The organism is Gemmatimonadota bacterium, assembly GCA_026702745.1.
Classification (GTDB): Bacteria; JAAXHH01; JAAXHH01; order JAAXHH01; family JAAXHH01; genus JAAXHH01.
The window spans coordinates 69,609-86,063 of record JAPPBT010000060.1 but is presented as its reverse complement, the minus strand read 5'-3'; the positions used below and the strand labels follow the sequence as shown (position 1 = coordinate 86,063).

Genomic DNA, 16,455 nt, shown 5'->3' with positions numbered 1-16,455 from the left:
GGAACACCTTCCTACGGACGGCTCTTCAGCACCTCGAACGTGACCGTCCGGGTCGACTGGTCGTCGAAGCGCAGCGTGAGGGACACCGAGTCGCCTTCCGCCAGCTGCCGTTTCACGCCGAACAACATGATGTGGTTTCCGCCGGGTATCAATGCCGCCTCGCCTTGCGCCGGAACCATCACGCCTTCGATCTTCTCCATCTCCATCATGTCGTCGACCTGGCGCATGGTGTGCAGTTCCGCGTACTCCGCGGCCGGCGTCTCCACGGCCAGCAGTTCCCGGGGCTGGTCCGACCGGTTCCGGATCACCAGGTAGGCCCCGGTAACGTCCCTGTCCGGCGGCGTGGCCCGTACCCACGCGCCGTCGATCTCCATATCGTACGCCGGCTGGCATCCGGTCGTGATGATCACCATCAGTATCCAGATACCTATAACACATCCATGAATAGTCTTGATCGTCATATTGAGTACCAGGGTTAAGGTTAAGGCGCGTCCGCGGGCGACTCATAGAATGACGGCGCGTCTGAGGGCGGCTGAAGAGAAGCCACGTACATGGCGATCTTGAAGCGCTCTTCGTCCTTGATATGGGGAAAGGGTACCATGGACGGGCTGTCGGGCATGCCGTCCCTGAGCGTACGGGCGATCGTGACCACGTCGCGGCCGATGCGGTAGGCCCCCGGGTCCCGGAAATCGCGGGGCGGGGGTTTCAGCGTGTAGGAAATCGGTCCGTCGCCATGACCGTCCATACCGTGGCACACGGTGCAGCCGTACCGGACATACAGCGCCTTTCCATCCTGCACGAACTCCCAGGGGATCTCGTGGAAGCCGATCGTCCCCGGCGTGACCGTGCCTTCGACCAGCTGGGCCAGGAACGCCCGGGCAACGGCCTCCCTGTCATCCGGGTCCGCTGGCTCCGTGTCCGAACCGGACGAGCCGCATCCAGTGTAAAGGAGCAGCAGCACGACGACGAACCACATGCCGGCGGCGAACCATGGACCGCCCCGATGCCATCTGCCGCCCCAGCGCCGCATGCCGCCCCTAAGCCGAAGCGCCCGTGACAGTTTCAACCACGTAGTCCCAACTGAAAACATGTTTCTATCCTATGGGAAACCCGCTTCCCTGTCAACGACTACCGCCTTCGTATTCACCACTGGATCGGGCGGTCCGAGGCGCCGGAAGAGGATGGTCCAGGACGGCGGGAGATGATGGTCAGGGGCACCAGGAGACGATGGTCCTATCCCCTGCAATTCAATTGACGATGCATGAGGGGGTGCATACATTCCCGTCGTCTTCAACGCCCCATCCCACCCACGGCCGGACCGGGCACGCACCGCAACCGGGGAGACACCTTGCGAAGCTTCAGGGAATCGCTGTCGATCTATTTCGAGCGCCGCATGGCCCGCATCCTGCTGCTCGGGATCATCAGCGGATTCCCCTGGGTGCTCATCGGCAGTTGCCTCAATCTCTGGTTGAAAGAAGACGGGCTTTCCCGCACGGCCATTGGCTGGGCCAGCCTGATCTTCGGCGTGTATGCCTTCAACTTCCTCTGGGCGCCGCTGATCGACCGCATACGGTTGCCGCTGCTGACCGGATGGCTCGGTCACCGGCGGGCCTGGATCGTTACGCTTCAGGCCGTCATCCTGGCCTGCCTGGTGCTCTGGAGCCTCGCCCAGCCGACGGCGGACCTCAGCGTTGTCGTGGCTATCGGTCTCGTCATCGCCATCGCGTCCGCCACCCAGGACATCGCGATTGACGCGCTGCGCATCGAGCAGATCGGCACCTCGGAATCCGAATCCATGGCCGCCGGCGCGGCCACGGCCGTCGTCGGTTGGTGGACGGGGTTCAAACTGGGCGGCGTGATCGCCCTGGAGACCGCGCAGGCCTTGCAGAACGCCGGCGTCGAAGACTACTGGCAGACCACCTTTCTCTGTCTCGGGGCGGTGGTTATTCTCTGCAACATCGGCCTCGCCTTCGTCCGGGAGTCCACCGCCGCCGATCGCATCGCGGCGCAGGCCGAGGACGACGAACGGATCGCCGCCGGCCTGGCGCTGCCGAGCGGATTCGGGCGCGTCGTCGCCTGGTTCGCGGGTACTGTGGCCAATCCGTTGACGAGCTTTTTCTGGCGCAACGGATTCGCCATCGCCGCCGCCGTGCTCGGTTTCGTCTTCCTGTTCAAGATCGGCGAAGCGTTCCTGGGCCGCATGTCCCTCATCTTCTACCGGGAGATCGGATTTACCCTGTCGGACATCGCCCTCTATTCCAAGGGGCTGGGATGGGTCGTCACCGTAGCCTTCACCGTGCTGGGTGGTTTCTTCGCCATACGGGTCGGACTGGTGCCGGCCATGTTCTTGGCGGGGACCGCCATGGCGGCCACCAATCTGCTGTTCGCCACCCTGGCCTGGACGGGCAAGTCCGAGTTGATGTTCGCGACCGCCGTCGTGGCGGACGATATTACGGGTGCTTTCGCGACAGTCATATTCGTCGCCTTTATCTCGATGCTCGTCGACCGGACCTATACGGCCACGCAGTACGCGCTGCTCGCCTCGATCGGAACGGCGGGACGAACCCTCTTCGCGGCGTCCTCCGGCGCGATGGTCGACTGGCTCGATGGCGACTGGGGGACCTTTTTCGTCATCACGGCGCTGATGGTCGTCCCCTCTCTCGCATGTCTCTGGGCCATCCGGACCAAACTGAGGGACCTGCTCGCCGGCAAGCGCGTTCGGATTTTCGGCAAGACCATGCAGGAAGAACCCGAAGAAGCGACCTGATCACCCAACCATGGAGGACATACATGTACATCGGAACGCAGACCCGGTGCAGAAATGACACGGACATCGAGGTCCTGGCCCAGCTGGGCGTATTCAACGTGGACCAGACGCCGTCGGAGCCCTGGGCCGAGTGGACGACCGACCTGCTGAAAGCCCAGCGCGAGCGGTTCGACCGGTACGGGATAAACCTCGAGATGATCCATATCCCCCTGGGCTCCGCGAGTGCCTTCCACAACGAGGCCGGCGCTATTTTCCTGGGCAAGAGCGATGCGCGGGACCGCGCGCTGGACCGCATGTGCGAGACCGTGCGCATGGCTTCGGAGGCCGGGATTCGGGGACTGAACTATAACATCACCCTGCTGGGCCACCTGCGTACCGAGCCCAGTTACGGCCGCGGCGGCGCGAAGCTGTCGACCTTCGACTACGACAAGCTGGACCAGTCACGGCCTGAATTCGAAGGCGGTCCCGCCGACGAGGACGAGATGTGGGAACGCATCGACCACTGGCTGAAGACGATCATCCCCGTGGCCGAGGAATACAAGGTACAGATGGCCTGCCACCCGTCAGACCCGGGCATCGGGCACGGCCGGACGTACCGTGGTGTCGCCCGCGTGCTGGGCATGTCGGACGGTTTCAAGAAGCTGATCGACCTGTACGACAGTCCCTACAACGGGCTGAACTTCTGCCAGGGCTGCATGTCGGAGAGCCTGGAGAACCCCGCGGAGGAGATCCACGACGTAATCCGCTACTTCGGCACCCGTAAGAAGATCTTCAACGTCCACTTCCGGAACATCAAGGGACGGCTGAACAAATTCGTGGAGGTCTTCCCCGACGAGGGCGACGTCGACATGCTGAAGGCGATGCGTACCTACAAGGAAGTGGGATACGAGTACATGATCATGCCGGACCACGTACCCGGGATTTCGGGGCCCGAAGCGGGCCAGGTGGGGTTCGCCTACGCCTACGGGTACATCCACGCGGCGATCCAGGCGGCAAATGCCGCGGACTAGATCGGATTAGCGAGCCGGGGTGGCCTGCGCGGCGCTGTAGGTCCGCAGCCCGTCATCTCCGATCGGTTCCAGGGGCGTGAAGTCCCGGTTGTTCTGGTACCAGGGCCTGACCTCGCGCGTGCAGGCATTGCCGACGGCGTTGTAGATCAGGTAGAAGATGGCTCGCCGCCAGGGCGAGACGTTGTCCGCAGATCCGTGGACGATGTTGCTGTGGATCAGGGCGACCGAACCCGCCGGACCGATCAGCGGTTCGATGCCGTTCTCGTCGGCCAGTTGCTGCAGCGTCGACTGGTCGATATGGAAAAGATCGTAGCCTCGGCCCTTCGCGTCCTCGTGCAGTTCCGAGTCCAGCAGGCCCCACCTGTGCGAACCCGGAATGATCAGGAGAGGCGAGGTGACGGGCGTGCAGTCGTCGATGAACACCGACGCCATGATGCAATTCGGCTCGGGCATGCCGTCGACCTTGTACCATGACGGGAAATCCTGGTGCCAGGTCCACGACGCCCCGCTCCCGAAGCCCTGCTTGGGGTTCATCCGGGTCTGGTGAAGGTAGACCTCGTCCCCCAGCAACTGGCGGACCGGGTCCATCAGGCGGGGAAGCCGCGCCAATCGTTCGAAGGGCTCGGAGTAGGTATGGGCCCCAAAAGCCAGCCGGGCGGCCGTGGGGTCGTCCTTCTCCCGCACCACCTCCGGTCCTTCCCGGCTGAGCACGTCCGGCACCGCGTCCCTAAGCGTCCTCATTTCCTCTTCATCGAGCAAACCTGCGAAGAACAGGTAACCCGATTCGCGGAACGCGGCGATCTGCTGGTCATTGAGCGTCATACTTTACCCTTCTTCCTTCTGCCGCTCCAACTTCCTTTCTTCCACCCGCTCCATCAAGCGTTCCATCGTCGGCGCGGGGATCTTCGATTTGTCATAGACGTACGACAGGGGTACCAGCCGGGCGCCGTCGGCGTTGGCCACGGCGTAACTGTCCCGTCCGGGAAAGTACTCCAGGTATTCATCCGGCATCTGGTACATGGTCGCCCCGCCGAACCGGCCGTCCTTGGCCACGGCATAGAAGTTCAGGCTGAACATGGGCCGGCCGTCGTCCGTCAGGAGGCGGTCCTCCGTCATGGCCACGGCCCGTTCGAGCGTAGCCAGGCAGGCTTCCTGGGGCGATTTGCCCTGCCGCATGAACTCCACGATGAGAAAAGCGCCGCAGACCTTGATGTTCGCCTCGCCACGCCCCGTGGAACCGGCGGCGCCCACTTCGTTGTCGCAGTACTGTCCCGTGCCGATGATGGGGCTGTCGCCCACGCGGCCGGGGATCTTCCAGGACAGGCCGCTCGTGGTCGTCACGCTGCCGATATCGCCGTTGGCGTCCACGCCGCACATGTTGATCGTGCCGCCCGGACGGTCGATCACGATATCGTCCTCGTGGTCGAGCCAGTCGTCGTCCGGGTTGAGCTGGGACCGCCAGCGCAGCCAGTCCTGCCTGCTCTCCTCGGACAACAGGTTCTGCTCCTTGAAACCCATGCCCAGGGCGAAGCGCTTCGCGCCCTTTCCGACCAGCATGATGTGATCGGTGTAATCCATGATCGCCTTGGCCACCAGCGACGCCGAGGCGATGTCCTCCAGCGCGGCGACCGAGCCGGCCCGCCGGGTGGGTCCGTGCATGACCGAAGCGTCCAGGGTGACAACGCCGTCCGCGTTCGGACGCCCGCCCAATCCTACAGACTGGTCGTTCGGATCCAGCTCCTGGATATTCACGCCGGCGATGACCGCGTCGAGCGGGTCGGCCTGGTCGTTCGTCATCATCTCGTAGGCCTTCCTGACCCCGCGAATCCCGTTGCGAGACGATACAATGGTCGGCGGCGCGGGTGCGCCGTGGTTGGTGGGTAAGGGTGCGGCGTGGGCCTTCGCGGACGCGGCATGACCAGCGGCGACGCCGGTCAGCGCGAGGGCGGAGGTTTCCAGAAAAGCGCGGCGGGTAACTGGCATGGGTGGACCTCATTGTTTTTTAGGATGAGCGTGCTGGGAGTGCGAAAGTCAGGCCGGTATTATAAATCGGCCAGCGTGTCCAAGACAAGGAAAAGAAGCGATCCTGGATCAATCAGCCGTAATACCGATCGTCACGCAGCCATATCGATGACGAATACTGTGTCGTCTGACGAGGACGAAATACGGTGGATCGACGAGTTTTGCGAGCACGAAAGAGCCGAGGTCGGTGAGTCGGGAAGACGCACGTGCTTACCGAGTGTTGTCAGGAGGCCGTCTGGCTACATGAGCCGAATGGGCGTATGCGGCGTGAGGTCCGGAAGGATTTGTCTTGTCTTTGGGGAGTTATACGCTTTTAGACTTGAGAGGATCAACTCGACATTTGGTACAACCTGAAACGCGACACCGTCTACATGACGACCGGGTACCGAACAGCGTTGATTCCGCCGAACGCTTGTTCAGGTAGGATCCGATTCAATTTGAACACTGGAATGTGGAACGTGTAGGCGGTTTCCCGACTAAGAAGACGGGGGACAAGGGCGTGGACGGCGTGATGTATTGCGACCTCGATGATGGCGATATGGGCAAGGTAATATCCAGCGTGAAGGGCGGAAACATCCGACCGTCCGATGTTCGAGACCTGAAAGGCACGCGGTCGGTCGATGACCTGGCGCACCTGGCCGGGTTCATTTGCCTGAAAGAACCGACAAAGGTGATGCGTCAAGCGGCGGACGACGCCGGTACGTAGCAGTACAAGGGCGACAGTTACGAAAGGGTGCAGATTCTCACTGTACCGGAGATCGTGGAAGAAAAGCGCCTTTTCCGCACACCCACTCTGGTACAGTACCGAGACGATCATTTGCAACAGACGCTTGGTTTATAATGGAGATACCCGTTTTCCGTTTCCCAGGTCATCCTGGAAACGTGAACGATAGCCCTGCCGTAATCGGAATCCACTGCGTGGATGAACCGAAATGATCCAGGGCGTGATTGTATCGGGTATCCACAATAAGGCTCACTGTTTCGGTTACGGCGTACTTCATGCCGATTCCGACCAGGAAGCTGAACGAGTTTTCCGAATCACTCGCGTTAACGTTAATCCCCCCAAAGGACCTGCTGGTCTGTCCGGTCCCACGCGTTAATCCGAGGCCGAGGTGAAGGTATGCTCTCGCCGGGTTCTCTCTCGGGGTCTGGAGTCTGGCGCCCACGTTGACGCCTGTCAGTTTTACAGTGGCATCCACGCCCGATGGGATGCCCACGTCGTCATCCGGCTTGTATTGACTGTACTGGCCTTCCAGTACGATGGCGGCGGATTCGCTAATATCTAAGGACACGCCCGCAACGATGGCCGGACCTATCTTCGCATTATCCAACCCGTCGCCCATAGGCAGTCCAAGTCCGCCGCCCACATTGATCGAAACCATATTCTGTGAATGTGCGGACACAGGAAACAACAACAGCGCGGAAAGAATCGCTATACGGATTATCATCACGTTTTCCTTTACGAGGGATGAAGGGAGACTGACCTAAGGAATAGGCGGAAACTACAGAAACCAGCACTGTTCTTAGCCAGTAACTTTTAATCACACATATAGCGTCCAACTAAGTCCAAAAGCGTATAGTTCCGTTCTTTGGGGAGTTCAAATTGAACTGAACAACAACATTAAAGCCGGGCGCGAATTCCAACCCAGAGGGTTTGTCCCGAATGTTCATTATACACTACGTTCAACATCGGAGATAACCTTATCCCGCTGGTGCTCGTGCTGGAGATTTCCTTCCATTGGTCTCTTTTTACTACTGCGCCGATCGTCATGCCAATTAACCCACTGAATAATCCAGAATAGCCAGCGATTACGGCGGTAGATTGGAGTCTCTCTTTGGTACCACAGAAGAAAGAAATAAAACCGCAGTCTTCTTCTGCCAGCAAACCTGCTGCTATCCCGACCGCTGTTCCTGCCCCGCCGCCTATCAGAAACCCGCGTTTCTTATAGGTCCGCTTCCCCATGTAGCGTTCCAGCAACACGATGTCTTCCCGCGGCACCGACAGCAAGTTACTGTCCGTCAGCCTCAACTGTAAGCTGTCCGAAGGACTCTCCTGTACATATCCATCGAAACGGGCTTCTGGTGGCGAAGTAGTAACCCTCACCCGTTCTCCCAAACTCTGAGCTGTTGCAACCGATGATACAACGCATAAAACCACCAACATGCAAAGACGGATTGACCAGTGCATAGGGAAGCCCCTGTCACGGACGTCGTTTGATTCAGTATTTAATCAGCGGGTTACGAGGGGTGGCGGTCTGTACGAGACCTTGGATATTTCAATAAATGACACAGTTGCATAAATGTCAACATTTTTCGGGGATTGGAATGAAAGTGAACGGCAGAGGTCAGTGCGTGTCCCAGGCCTGGTGCAACACCTCGTACAGCATTACGCCCGCGGCCACGGACAGGTTCAGCGAATCGGCCCGGCCGGCCATGGGGATTCGTACGACCGTGTCGCAGGCCTCCAATGCTTCATTGGAGAGCCCGTGCTGCTCGCCTCCCAGGCACAGGAGGAGGGGTGGGGCGTAGGTCGCGGACCGGAAGTCGGCCGGCGCGGCGTCCGAAGTGCCGATCATCGGGATATTGATCTGGCGCTTCCACTGGATCAGTGATTCGAGCGAGGAACGGACAATCTGCTGCGAAAAGACGGCGCCCATACTTCCGCGGACGGCTTCCGGATCGTAGGGATCCGTCGTGGCGCCCAGCAAGATGACGCCGGCCCCGCCTACCGCTTCACTCGTCCGCAGGATCGAACCCAGGTTGCCCGGGCTGCCCACGTCTTCGAGGACCACCCAGCCCAGAGTGGCGGCTGCGGCGGCATCGTTTGGGGAAGAACCGCCGCCTTCCAGCCCCACCCCCGTGTCGTCCAGGGCGGTCCATCGCTGCCTGGCGACGACCCCGATGCCCGAAGGTCCGTCCTTTCCGGACAAGGATCGAAAGACCTCGGCGCCGACCTTCAGGATTTCGACGCCCTCTTCCCTGGCCCGGCGCACCGTGTCTCGTCCGAAATCGCTTCGAAGCAGTTCCGGCGCGACGACGAGGGTTTCGATGTCCGTCCCGGTCTGGACCGCCTCGCCGACGAGCCGGATGCCTTCTGCGAAGAACAACCCGGTTTCCTGCCGCCGCTTGCGCCGTGAGAGCGCGCGTATCGCCTTGATCCGGGGATTCTGCAGACTGGTAATGGCCATGATTGACAACCGTACAGGAGTACCTGGACAGCGTCAAGCCTATCTTCCGGATCTTCAGATGCCGCGCGCCCGCGCCACGGCCCCGCATGCCCGGGCCACAACTTCACGCGCTCGCGCCCCGGCTCCACGCACCCGTGCCGCGGACAATCACCTTGACACAGGCTTTCGACCGGCTATACCCTTTCCCTTCACCGGTCGTCCCCGATAACCGACTGCGAAACATCTGCTTTGCGCCGGCCCGAAAGGCTCCTCCATGTCGGTCACCTCGCCGGAAGCAGCCCGGGAAGCCCATCGCGTATCTACGCCGAGGGAGATGGTCACGCCCCGCGCCGTGGCCGTCGGCATGGCCTGCTCGCTGATCCTGGGCGTCGCCGATCCCTACTCCAACATGATCATCCAGGGTTCGTACCTGGGCAGCAACTTCACGCCCATCGGCGTGGTCTTCCTATTTGCCGTCCTCGTCGGCATCGTCAACACGCTGCTGCGCACATGGACCCCGGCCTACGCCCTTACGCAGGGCGAACTGGCCGTCGTCTACATCATGTCGCTCATCGCGTCGGCCATCCCGTCGTATGGACTGACCGAGGTCCTGCTTCCCGCCATGGCGTCCATGTACTACGCCACGCCGGAAAACCGCTGGATCGAGACCATAACCCCCCACGTCGAGCCCTGGCTGCTGCCCCAGGATTCCGAGGCCGTACGATCGTTCTTCGAAGGCCTTCCACGGGGCGGGGCCATCCCGTGGGGCGAGTGGGCCGGGCCCCTCGCCGCCTGGCTCAGCTTCGTCCTGGTGCTGTACTTCGTGGTGTTCTGCATCACGGTCATCCTGCGCAAGCAGTGGGTAGAGCGGGAACGCCTGGTCTTTCCCCTGGTCAAGCTGCCGGCCGAGATGATCGATCCGGGCGAAGACGGCGCCCGTTCCCGCCTGGCGCCGTTCTTCCGGAACCGGATGATGTGGGCGGGTTTCGCCATACCCTTCCTGATCAACGCCTGGAACGCCGTACACAATTACATCTACTTTTTCCCCACCATCTACTTCCAGGAGACGATCAGTCTCTTCGGCAACCAGCTGGTGCTGCCCATAAACCTGTCCTTCCCGCTGGTGGGTTTCGCCTATCTGCTCAGCCTCGAGATCTCCTTCAGCCTCTGGCTCTTCTTCCTCATCGGCCGGTTTCAGAACCTGGCGAACGCGAGCTTCGGCATCGACCTGGCGGGCAGTACGACGCTGCCCGGTGAGTACCAGATGTTCGGCGCCCTGCTGGTCCTCGCCCTCTTCAGTCTCTGGCTGGCCCGGGCCCATATCCGCGAGATCCTGGGCAAGGCGTTTCGCGGCGGAGCCACGCCGGACGATGCCAACGAACCCCTCTCCTACCGGTTCACCGTGATCGGCGGCGGACTGGGCGTACTGTTCCTGCTCGGATGGCTGTGGATGATCGGCCTGACCGCCTGGCTGGCCATCATACTGCTGATCCTCGTGCTGGCGGTCTACGTGGGTTTCGCGCGGATCGTGGCCGAAGGAGGCGTCCTCTTCGCGGAGACCTTCAATCCACAGGAATTCATGATCCACGGGTTCACCGGGCCCGTCCTCGGCGCGCGCAACCTGGTCGCCATCGGGCTGACCAAGTTCTGGTTCACCCACACCCGCACGCTCATCATGCCCTCCATGGCCAACGGCCTGAAGCTGGCCGATACCGCGGGGCTCCGGAACCAGCGCTGGCTCACCGCGGCCATCGGCCTGGCCATAATCTGCAGCCTGGCCAGTTCGATCTACACGGTCATGTACCTGGCCTACGAATACGGGGGCATCAATCTCAACTGGCAGTTCTTCGGGGAGCTCCAGCAAACCCGGTTCAACTACTACGCGACCACCATCACCGCCACGTCCGAACCCGCCGGCCGGTGGTTCTTCTTCGGACTGGGCGCCGCCATCATGTGGGCGTTGATGTTCCTGCGGCAGAAGTTCATCTGGTGGCCCCTTCATTTCATCGGGTTTCCCGTAGGCGCCTCCGCACCGCTCCTCACCGCCTGGTTCTCCATATTCCTGGCCTGGATGGTCAAGGGGCTCATCCTCAAGTTCGGCGGGATCGACATCTACCGCAAGATGCTGCCCTTCTTCCTGGGCTTGATCCTCGGCGAGTTCGTCAGCGCCGGACTATGGGTCATCATAGATGGTTTGACGGGGGTAACGGGCCATATCATATTCAACTGAGAACCGGGTGAATCGACACGAATCGACGCAAACCGGGAACCACGAATGAGCAGCACCTGTGAACAGTCCGTCCTGTGGACCAGCGGCACGGTCGGTTACGATACCTACCGCATACCCGCGATCATCGTGACGGTCCGGGGAACGGTCCTCGCCTTCTGCGAAGGCCGCAAGGCCAGCCGGAGCGATACGGGCGACATCGACCTGCTGGTGAAGCGCAGCGAGGACGGCGGGCATACCTGGTCGGACCAGAAATTGGTCTGGGGGGACGCGGGAAACACATGCGGCAATCCCTGTCCCGTGGTCGACCGTGAGACCGGGGCCGTCTGGCTGACGATGACCCACAACCTGGGCATCGACCACGAACCCCGGATCATCGACGGGACGAGCAAGGGCACCCGGACCGTGTGGGTCACGGCAAGCGAGGACGACGGACGCACCTGGCGCGCGCCGCGGGACATTACCGCCACCGCCAAGCGACCGGACTGGACGTGGTACGCCACCGGGCCGGGCAACGGCATCCAGCTCTCCTCGGGCCGGCTTTTGATTCCCTGCGATCATATCGAGGCCGACACGAAGCGTTACTACTCCCATGTCGTCTACAGCGACGACCACGGGGAAACCTGGCAATTGGGCGGTTCCACGCTGGTGGACCAGGTCAACGAATGCTGCGTCGTCGAGCTGGAGAACGGTGACGTGCTGCTCAACACGCGGAACTACGACCGGACCCGGCGCACCCGGCAGGTCACCGTCAGCGGCGACGGCGGGATGACCTGGCGGGACCAGCGCCACGACGAAACCCTGATCGAACCGATCTGCCAGGCGGCCCTCGTCCGGTATCCCGACAAGGGCGACCGGCTGCTGTTCGCGAATCCGGCCAGCCGGGAGGAGCGGCGCAACCTGACCGTGCGTCTCTCCGGCAACGGAGGAGGCGACTGGCTCCACAGCCAAGTGCTGCATCCGGGACCGGCCGCCTATTCATCCCTGGCCGTGCTTCCGGACGGGACCGCCGCCTGCCTGTACGAGCGCGGAGAAGACCATCCCTACGAGACGATCACCCTTGCCCGGTTCGACCTGGCATGGTTGATGGATGGGTGAAAGCAGACAACCGATATCCGGAGACCGCACATGAAGGGCATCATACTCGCGGGCGGCCACGGGTTGCGCCTCTACCCGCAGACCCTGGCCATTTCCAAGCAGATCATCCCCATCTTCGACAAGCCGATGATCTACTACCCGCTGTCCGTCCTCATGATGGCGGGCATCCGGGACATCCTGGTCATCTCATCCCCGGACCACATCGACCTGTACCGGCGGCTCTTCGGAGACGGAAGCGCCCTTGGCATGCGTTTCGACTATGCCGTGCAGCCCGCGCCGGAGGGGGTGGCGCAGGCCTTTCTGATCGGCGAGTCGTTCATCGGAGATGATCCCTGCGCGCTGATTTTCGGCGACAACTTCTTCTATGGAAGCAGCCTGCCTTCGCTGGTCGAGCGGGCCGCGATGCACAGGGAAGGAGGACTCGTCTTCGCCTGCTACGTCAAGGAGCCCGAACGGTACGGGGTGGTCGAATTCGACGAGCGTCAACGGGCCGTCAACATCGAGGAGAAGCCCCGCCATCCCCGGTCCAACTACGCCGTCACGGGCATGTACTTCTACGACAACGAAGTCGTGTCCATCGCGAAGACCCTGCGTCCATCGGGACGGGGCGAGCTCGAGATCACCGACGTGAACAACATCTATCTGCGCAGGGGCATGCTGAAGGTGGAGCGCTTCGACGAAGGGATCGTCTGGATGGACACCGGTACGCCGGAAAGCCTGCTGGAGGCGAGCAATTTCGTCCAGGCCGTCGAGCACCGGCAGGGGTTGAAGATCGGATGCGTGGAGGAGATCGCCTATCGCAAGGGCTTCATCGACCGGGACCAGGTGCTGAGGATCGGCAACCTGGTGGAAGACAACCCGTACTGCGAGTACCTGCGGCGGTTAGTCGGCCCGGACGGTCCGGGCGATCCGCTGGAGTGAGGATTCCGGTCGGCCCGCGACCGTCCCGAGTGGAAAGTAGCCGTCCCGAGTGGAGAGTGGCCGTCCCGAGTGGACAGCGGCCGTCCCGAGCAGTCCCGGTTACTTCGCCTGGACCGTCTGCCGCTTCAGCCGGACGCCGGTCAGGACCGCGCCGTCGAGCAGGGCGCTGCGCATCTCCGTCTCGTACATATGGGCATGGGACAGGTTGGCGTTTCGCAGGTCCACCCCCGTCAGGTCCGCCTCACCGAAGAGACACCAGGTCATGTCGGCGCCTTCGAAACTCGTGGCCGCGGCAAAGGGATCGTCGGACTGGAACCTGGGCACGCCGATCCGGGCCGCGCGCAGGTCCGCCTTTCTGAAACTGGCGCCCGTTGCGGTCGCTCCGTTGAGAAACGCGCCGACCATGTGGGCGCCGTCGAAGCGGGCTCCCACGATGTGGGCGCCGATCAGCACCGCCCGCTCGAGCTTCGCCCCCGTTAGATCCGCGCCGTTCATCTTCGCGTCGCGGAACTCCGACTCGGTCAGGTCGGCGTGGGTAAAATCGGTTCCTTCGAGGTTGGCGTCCCGGAAATCGACGCGGGGCAGAATGGCCTCCGAAAGATCCAGGCCGCCCAGGTCCACCCCCATGAGATCGCCCGTGTCCGCCGCCCGGGCCAGCACCTGTTCCCTGTTCAGTTTCTCCATCATCTCCCCTATCGCACGTGGTTCTTCAACGTGCCGATGCCTTCCACCCAGGTTTCCATGTAGTCGCCGGCCTTGAGCAGGATCTTCGGATCGCGGAACACGCCCACGCCCGCGGGCGTACCGGTCGAGATCACGTCGCCCGGCAGCAGGGTCATGGCGCTCGAAATGCGCGACACCAGCGTGGGCACGTTGAAGATGAGGTTGTCCGTGTTGCTGTCCTGCAGCACCGTCCCGTTCAGCGTCAGTTTCACGGCGAGCGCATTCGGATCGGGAATCTCGTCCTTCGTCACCAGCCACGGGCCCATGGGGCAGAACGTGTCGTAGCTCTTGCCCTGGTGCCACTGCTGCTGCCGGAACTGGATATCGCGGGCGCTGACGTCGTTGGCCACGGTGTATCCTGCGATGTAGTCGTAGGCGTCCGCTTCGGAGACGGCCGTCGCGGTCCTGCCGATCACCACGGCGAGCTCCACCTCGTAGTCCACCTGCTCGCTTTCGACCGGCAGCACCACGTCGTCGTAGGGACCCACCACGGACGAAGTGGCCTTGGAGAAGAGCAGCGGATGCTCGGGCAGCGGCACGTTCTGCTCCGTCGCGTGATCGAGGTAGTTGAGCCCGACGCACACGATCTTGGGCGGACGGGGCAGGGGAGAAGCCAACCGCGCGCCTTCCAGGGGCGTCCTCGCGCCGGCGCCGTTTTCCACCGCACGGGTCGCCGCTTCTACGGCATCTGCTTCCAGCACGCCCAGCACGGTGCCGGGCAGGGACGCGTCGGCCGACTTAAGGTCGATGATCTCGCCGCCGGCGACCGCGCCTATCCGTTCCTGCCCGCTTTCTCCATAGGTCACAAGTTTCATGTCAGACTCCTCTATCGGATCATTCCCGTCGGGTTTGACGTTTCACATTCCGTCGAATGATTCACGTTCGATGTTCTTTCCATTCCGGGTTCACACAGTTCGGCGGGTCCACCCCGCTGACCATGGCAATCAGGTTGGCCGCGGCCGTGTTGCCCATCTTGACGCGCGTGGCGACCGTCCCGCTGCCGACGTGGGGCAGCATGACGACGTTTTCCAGGTCTGCCAGCCCCGATTCCAGCTCCGGCTCCCGCTCGAAGACGTCGAGTCCCGCGCCGGCGATGACGCCTTCGCGCAGTGCCCGTACCAGGGCCTTCTCGTCGACTACGGGTCCACGGGTCGTATTGATGAGGTAGGCCGTGGGCTTCATCAGGTCCAGTTCGCGTTCGCTGATGAGGTAGGTGGTCTCGGGCGTGAGCGGCACGTGCAGCGACACGAAATCCGATTCCCGGAGCAGGTCGTCCAGCGAGAGATACCTTGCGCCCGTGCACTCGATGGTCGCGTTGCGCCTGCGGCTCGTATAGACGACGGGCATGGAAAACCCGGCGGCTCGCCTGGCCGTGGCCGTACCGATGCGGCCTCCGCCAATGATGCCCAGCGTCTTGCCCGTGACGTCGCTGCCCAGCATCAGCAGGGGCCCCCATCCCGTGAATCGGCCGTCGCGCACGAACCGGTCGCCTTCCGCGACCCGCCGGGCCGTGGCGAAAATGAGCGCCCAGGCGATGTCGGCGGTCGTATCGGTCAGCACGCCCGGGGTATTGGACACCGGAATGCCACGTCGCGTGCAGGCGTCCACGTCGACGTTGTTGTACCCGACCGCGTACATGGCTATGCCCTTCAGGCCCGAAGCGATGTCCAGGACCTCGTCGTCGATGTCCTCGGTCAGCAAGCAGAGCAGCCCGTCGCGACCACGGACCGCCTCGAGGAACTCCCCGCGGGTCATCGCCCGGTCATGGGGGTTGACGTCCACGACGTCGCAGGCCGCATCCAGCATCCGGATCGACTCGTCGGGAATGCGTCGGGTAACGAGTACGTTAGCGCTCACCGGATTCGGATTCCTCTTTCCATCTTCGCAGGGCCTCTTCGTAATCGCTCCGGTGGTCCAGGTCGATAAGTACCGCATCCGTGTCCACCGGTACAGTGCGGACGCTGCCTGAGTGCCGGTCCCGCAGCGCTTTCAAACCGCCCGGCATGGATTCGAACAGGATTTCCTCGCGGTACGCGGACGACAGGATCATGGGATGTCCCCGCTTCCCGTCGTGCACCGGGAGTACCATGCCTTCGGGACGTCCCTCGTATTCGTCGATCAAACGGTTCACGATCCCGGTCGTGACCAGGGGCTGATCGCCAAGGGCAATCATGATGGCCTGATCAGGTTCGATGTACGCCAGGCCGCACCGGATCGAGGAAAGCATGTCGCCTTTCGGGTCCGGGTTGTACGCGAGGCGGACCGGCAACCCGGAGATCCGCTTTACGATGTCCATGGCGCGATAGCCCAGCACGACGACGACTTCCTTCCCCAGGCGCGAACGCGTCAGTGTGCGGATCACCTGTTCGATCAGCGTGACGCGACCGAAGGGCAGCAACTGCTTCGGCGTCCCCATGCGCTCGGAACGGCCGGCGGCGAGCACGAGACCCGTAATCATCGGATCGGCCGGACCGCCGCCCACGTTCCGGCCTTCTGAAGGTTTGCCGACCACGGTCCGCC

The 16,455-nt window shown here is 62.5% G+C and carries 17 protein-coding genes; 6 read left to right on the top strand and 11 right to left on the bottom strand.

What is annotated here, in order from left to right; genetic code table 11:
- Positions 1 to 11: 11 nt before the first annotated feature.
- Positions 12 to 413, bottom strand: coding sequence for a copper chaperone PCu(A)C (locus OXH56_09810; protein ID MCY3555603.1), 402 nt, complete (start codon positions 411 to 413; stop codon positions 12 to 14).
- Positions 414 to 481: 68 nt separating this feature from the next.
- Positions 482 to 1,066, bottom strand: a complete 585-nt coding sequence (locus OXH56_09805; protein ID MCY3555602.1) for a cytochrome c — start codon at positions 1,064 to 1,066, stop codon at positions 482 to 484.
- Positions 1,067 to 1,393: 327 nt separating this feature from the next.
- Here OXH56_09805 and OXH56_09800 point away from each other — a divergent pair, with 327 nt between their 5' ends.
- Together OXH56_09800 and OXH56_09795 are read left to right on the top strand one after the other, a co-directional pair.
- Positions 1,394 to 2,767 carry an MFS transporter gene (locus OXH56_09800; protein MCY3555601.1) on the top strand — a complete coding sequence of 458 codons (1,374 nt, stop codon included), beginning with the start codon at positions 1,394 to 1,396 and terminating at the stop codon, positions 2,765 to 2,767.
- A gap of 23 nt (positions 2,768 to 2,790) precedes the next feature.
- On the top strand, positions 2,791 to 3,777 hold the full coding sequence (locus OXH56_09795) for a mannonate dehydratase (protein ID MCY3555600.1): 987 nt from the start codon (positions 2,791 to 2,793) through the stop codon (positions 3,775 to 3,777).
- A gap of 6 nt (positions 3,778 to 3,783) precedes the next feature.
- Here OXH56_09795 and OXH56_09790 read toward each other — a convergent pair whose 3' ends face one another.
- Entirely contained in the window at positions 3,784 to 4,599 is an 816-nt protein-coding gene (locus tag OXH56_09790) for a phytanoyl-CoA dioxygenase family protein (protein ID MCY3555599.1), read from the bottom strand.
- A gap of 3 nt (positions 4,600 to 4,602) precedes the next feature.
- A complete protein-coding gene (locus OXH56_09785) occupies positions 4,603 to 5,760 on the bottom strand; it encodes a N(4)-(beta-N-acetylglucosaminyl)-L-asparaginase (protein MCY3555598.1) in 1,158 nt (385 codons plus the stop codon).
- A 490-nt stretch (positions 5,761 to 6,250) separates the two neighbouring features.
- Here OXH56_09785 and OXH56_09780 point away from each other — a divergent pair, with 490 nt between their 5' ends.
- Positions 6,251 to 6,505, top strand: a complete 255-nt coding sequence (locus OXH56_09780; GenBank protein ID MCY3555597.1) for a hypothetical protein — start codon at positions 6,251 to 6,253, stop codon at positions 6,503 to 6,505.
- Positions 6,506 to 6,668: 163 nt separating this feature from the next.
- Here OXH56_09780 and OXH56_09775 read toward each other — a convergent pair whose 3' ends face one another.
- The 3 genes from OXH56_09775 to OXH56_09765 form a co-directional block, all read right to left on the bottom strand.
- On the bottom strand, positions 6,669 to 7,247 hold the full coding sequence (locus tag OXH56_09775; GenBank protein MCY3555596.1) for an outer membrane beta-barrel protein: 579 nt from the start codon (positions 7,245 to 7,247) through the stop codon (positions 6,669 to 6,671).
- Between the two features lie 173 nt (positions 7,248 to 7,420).
- Entirely contained in the window at positions 7,421 to 7,780 is a 360-nt protein-coding gene (locus tag OXH56_09770) for a hypothetical protein (GenBank protein ID MCY3555595.1), read from the bottom strand.
- Between the two features lie 364 nt (positions 7,781 to 8,144).
- Positions 8,145 to 8,987, bottom strand: coding sequence for an RNA methyltransferase (locus tag OXH56_09765; GenBank protein MCY3555594.1), 843 nt, complete (start codon positions 8,985 to 8,987; stop codon positions 8,145 to 8,147).
- A gap of 253 nt (positions 8,988 to 9,240) precedes the next feature.
- Between OXH56_09765 and OXH56_09760 the strand changes: the two genes are divergently transcribed.
- The 3 genes from OXH56_09760 to rfbA are packed head-to-tail and all read left to right on the top strand — an operon-like array spanning position 9,241 to position 13,212.
- The gene (locus OXH56_09760) at positions 9,241 to 11,196 is read left to right on the top strand and encodes a hypothetical protein (GenBank protein ID MCY3555593.1); all 1,956 of its coding nucleotides are present in this window, start codon (positions 9,241 to 9,243) and stop codon (positions 11,194 to 11,196) included.
- Positions 11,197 to 11,241: 45 nt separating this feature from the next.
- Complete coding sequence (locus OXH56_09755) at positions 11,242 to 12,291, top strand: sialidase family protein (protein MCY3555592.1); 1,050 nt, start codon at positions 11,242 to 11,244, stop codon at positions 12,289 to 12,291.
- A 30-nt stretch (positions 12,292 to 12,321) separates the two neighbouring features.
- Complete coding sequence (gene rfbA, locus OXH56_09750) at positions 12,322 to 13,212, top strand: glucose-1-phosphate thymidylyltransferase RfbA (GenBank protein ID MCY3555591.1); 891 nt, start codon at positions 12,322 to 12,324, stop codon at positions 13,210 to 13,212.
- Between the two features lie 99 nt (positions 13,213 to 13,311).
- On the opposite strand, the gene OXH56_09745 is transcribed toward rfbA, so the two are convergent.
- From OXH56_09745 to OXH56_09730, 4 genes are all read right to left on the bottom strand, one after another.
- A complete protein-coding gene (locus tag OXH56_09745) occupies positions 13,312 to 13,899 on the bottom strand; it encodes a pentapeptide repeat-containing protein (GenBank protein MCY3555590.1) in 588 nt (195 codons plus the stop codon).
- Positions 13,900 to 13,904: 5 nt separating this feature from the next.
- Positions 13,905 to 14,750 carry a fumarylacetoacetate hydrolase family protein gene (locus tag OXH56_09740; protein ID MCY3555589.1) on the bottom strand — a complete coding sequence of 282 codons (846 nt, stop codon included), beginning with the start codon at positions 14,748 to 14,750 and terminating at the stop codon, positions 13,905 to 13,907.
- 61 nt (positions 14,751 to 14,811) lie between these two features.
- Positions 14,812 to 15,792: a D-glycerate dehydrogenase gene (locus OXH56_09735; protein ID MCY3555588.1), complete on the bottom strand. Its 981-nt coding sequence runs from the start codon at positions 15,790 to 15,792 to the stop codon at positions 14,812 to 14,814.
- Positions 15,782 to 16,447, bottom strand: coding sequence for a nucleotidyltransferase family protein (locus tag OXH56_09730; GenBank protein MCY3555587.1), 666 nt, complete (start codon positions 16,445 to 16,447; stop codon positions 15,782 to 15,784). Before OXH56_09730 ends, OXH56_09735 begins: the two co-directional genes overlap by 11 nt.
- Positions 16,448 to 16,455: the final 8 nt, after the last annotated feature.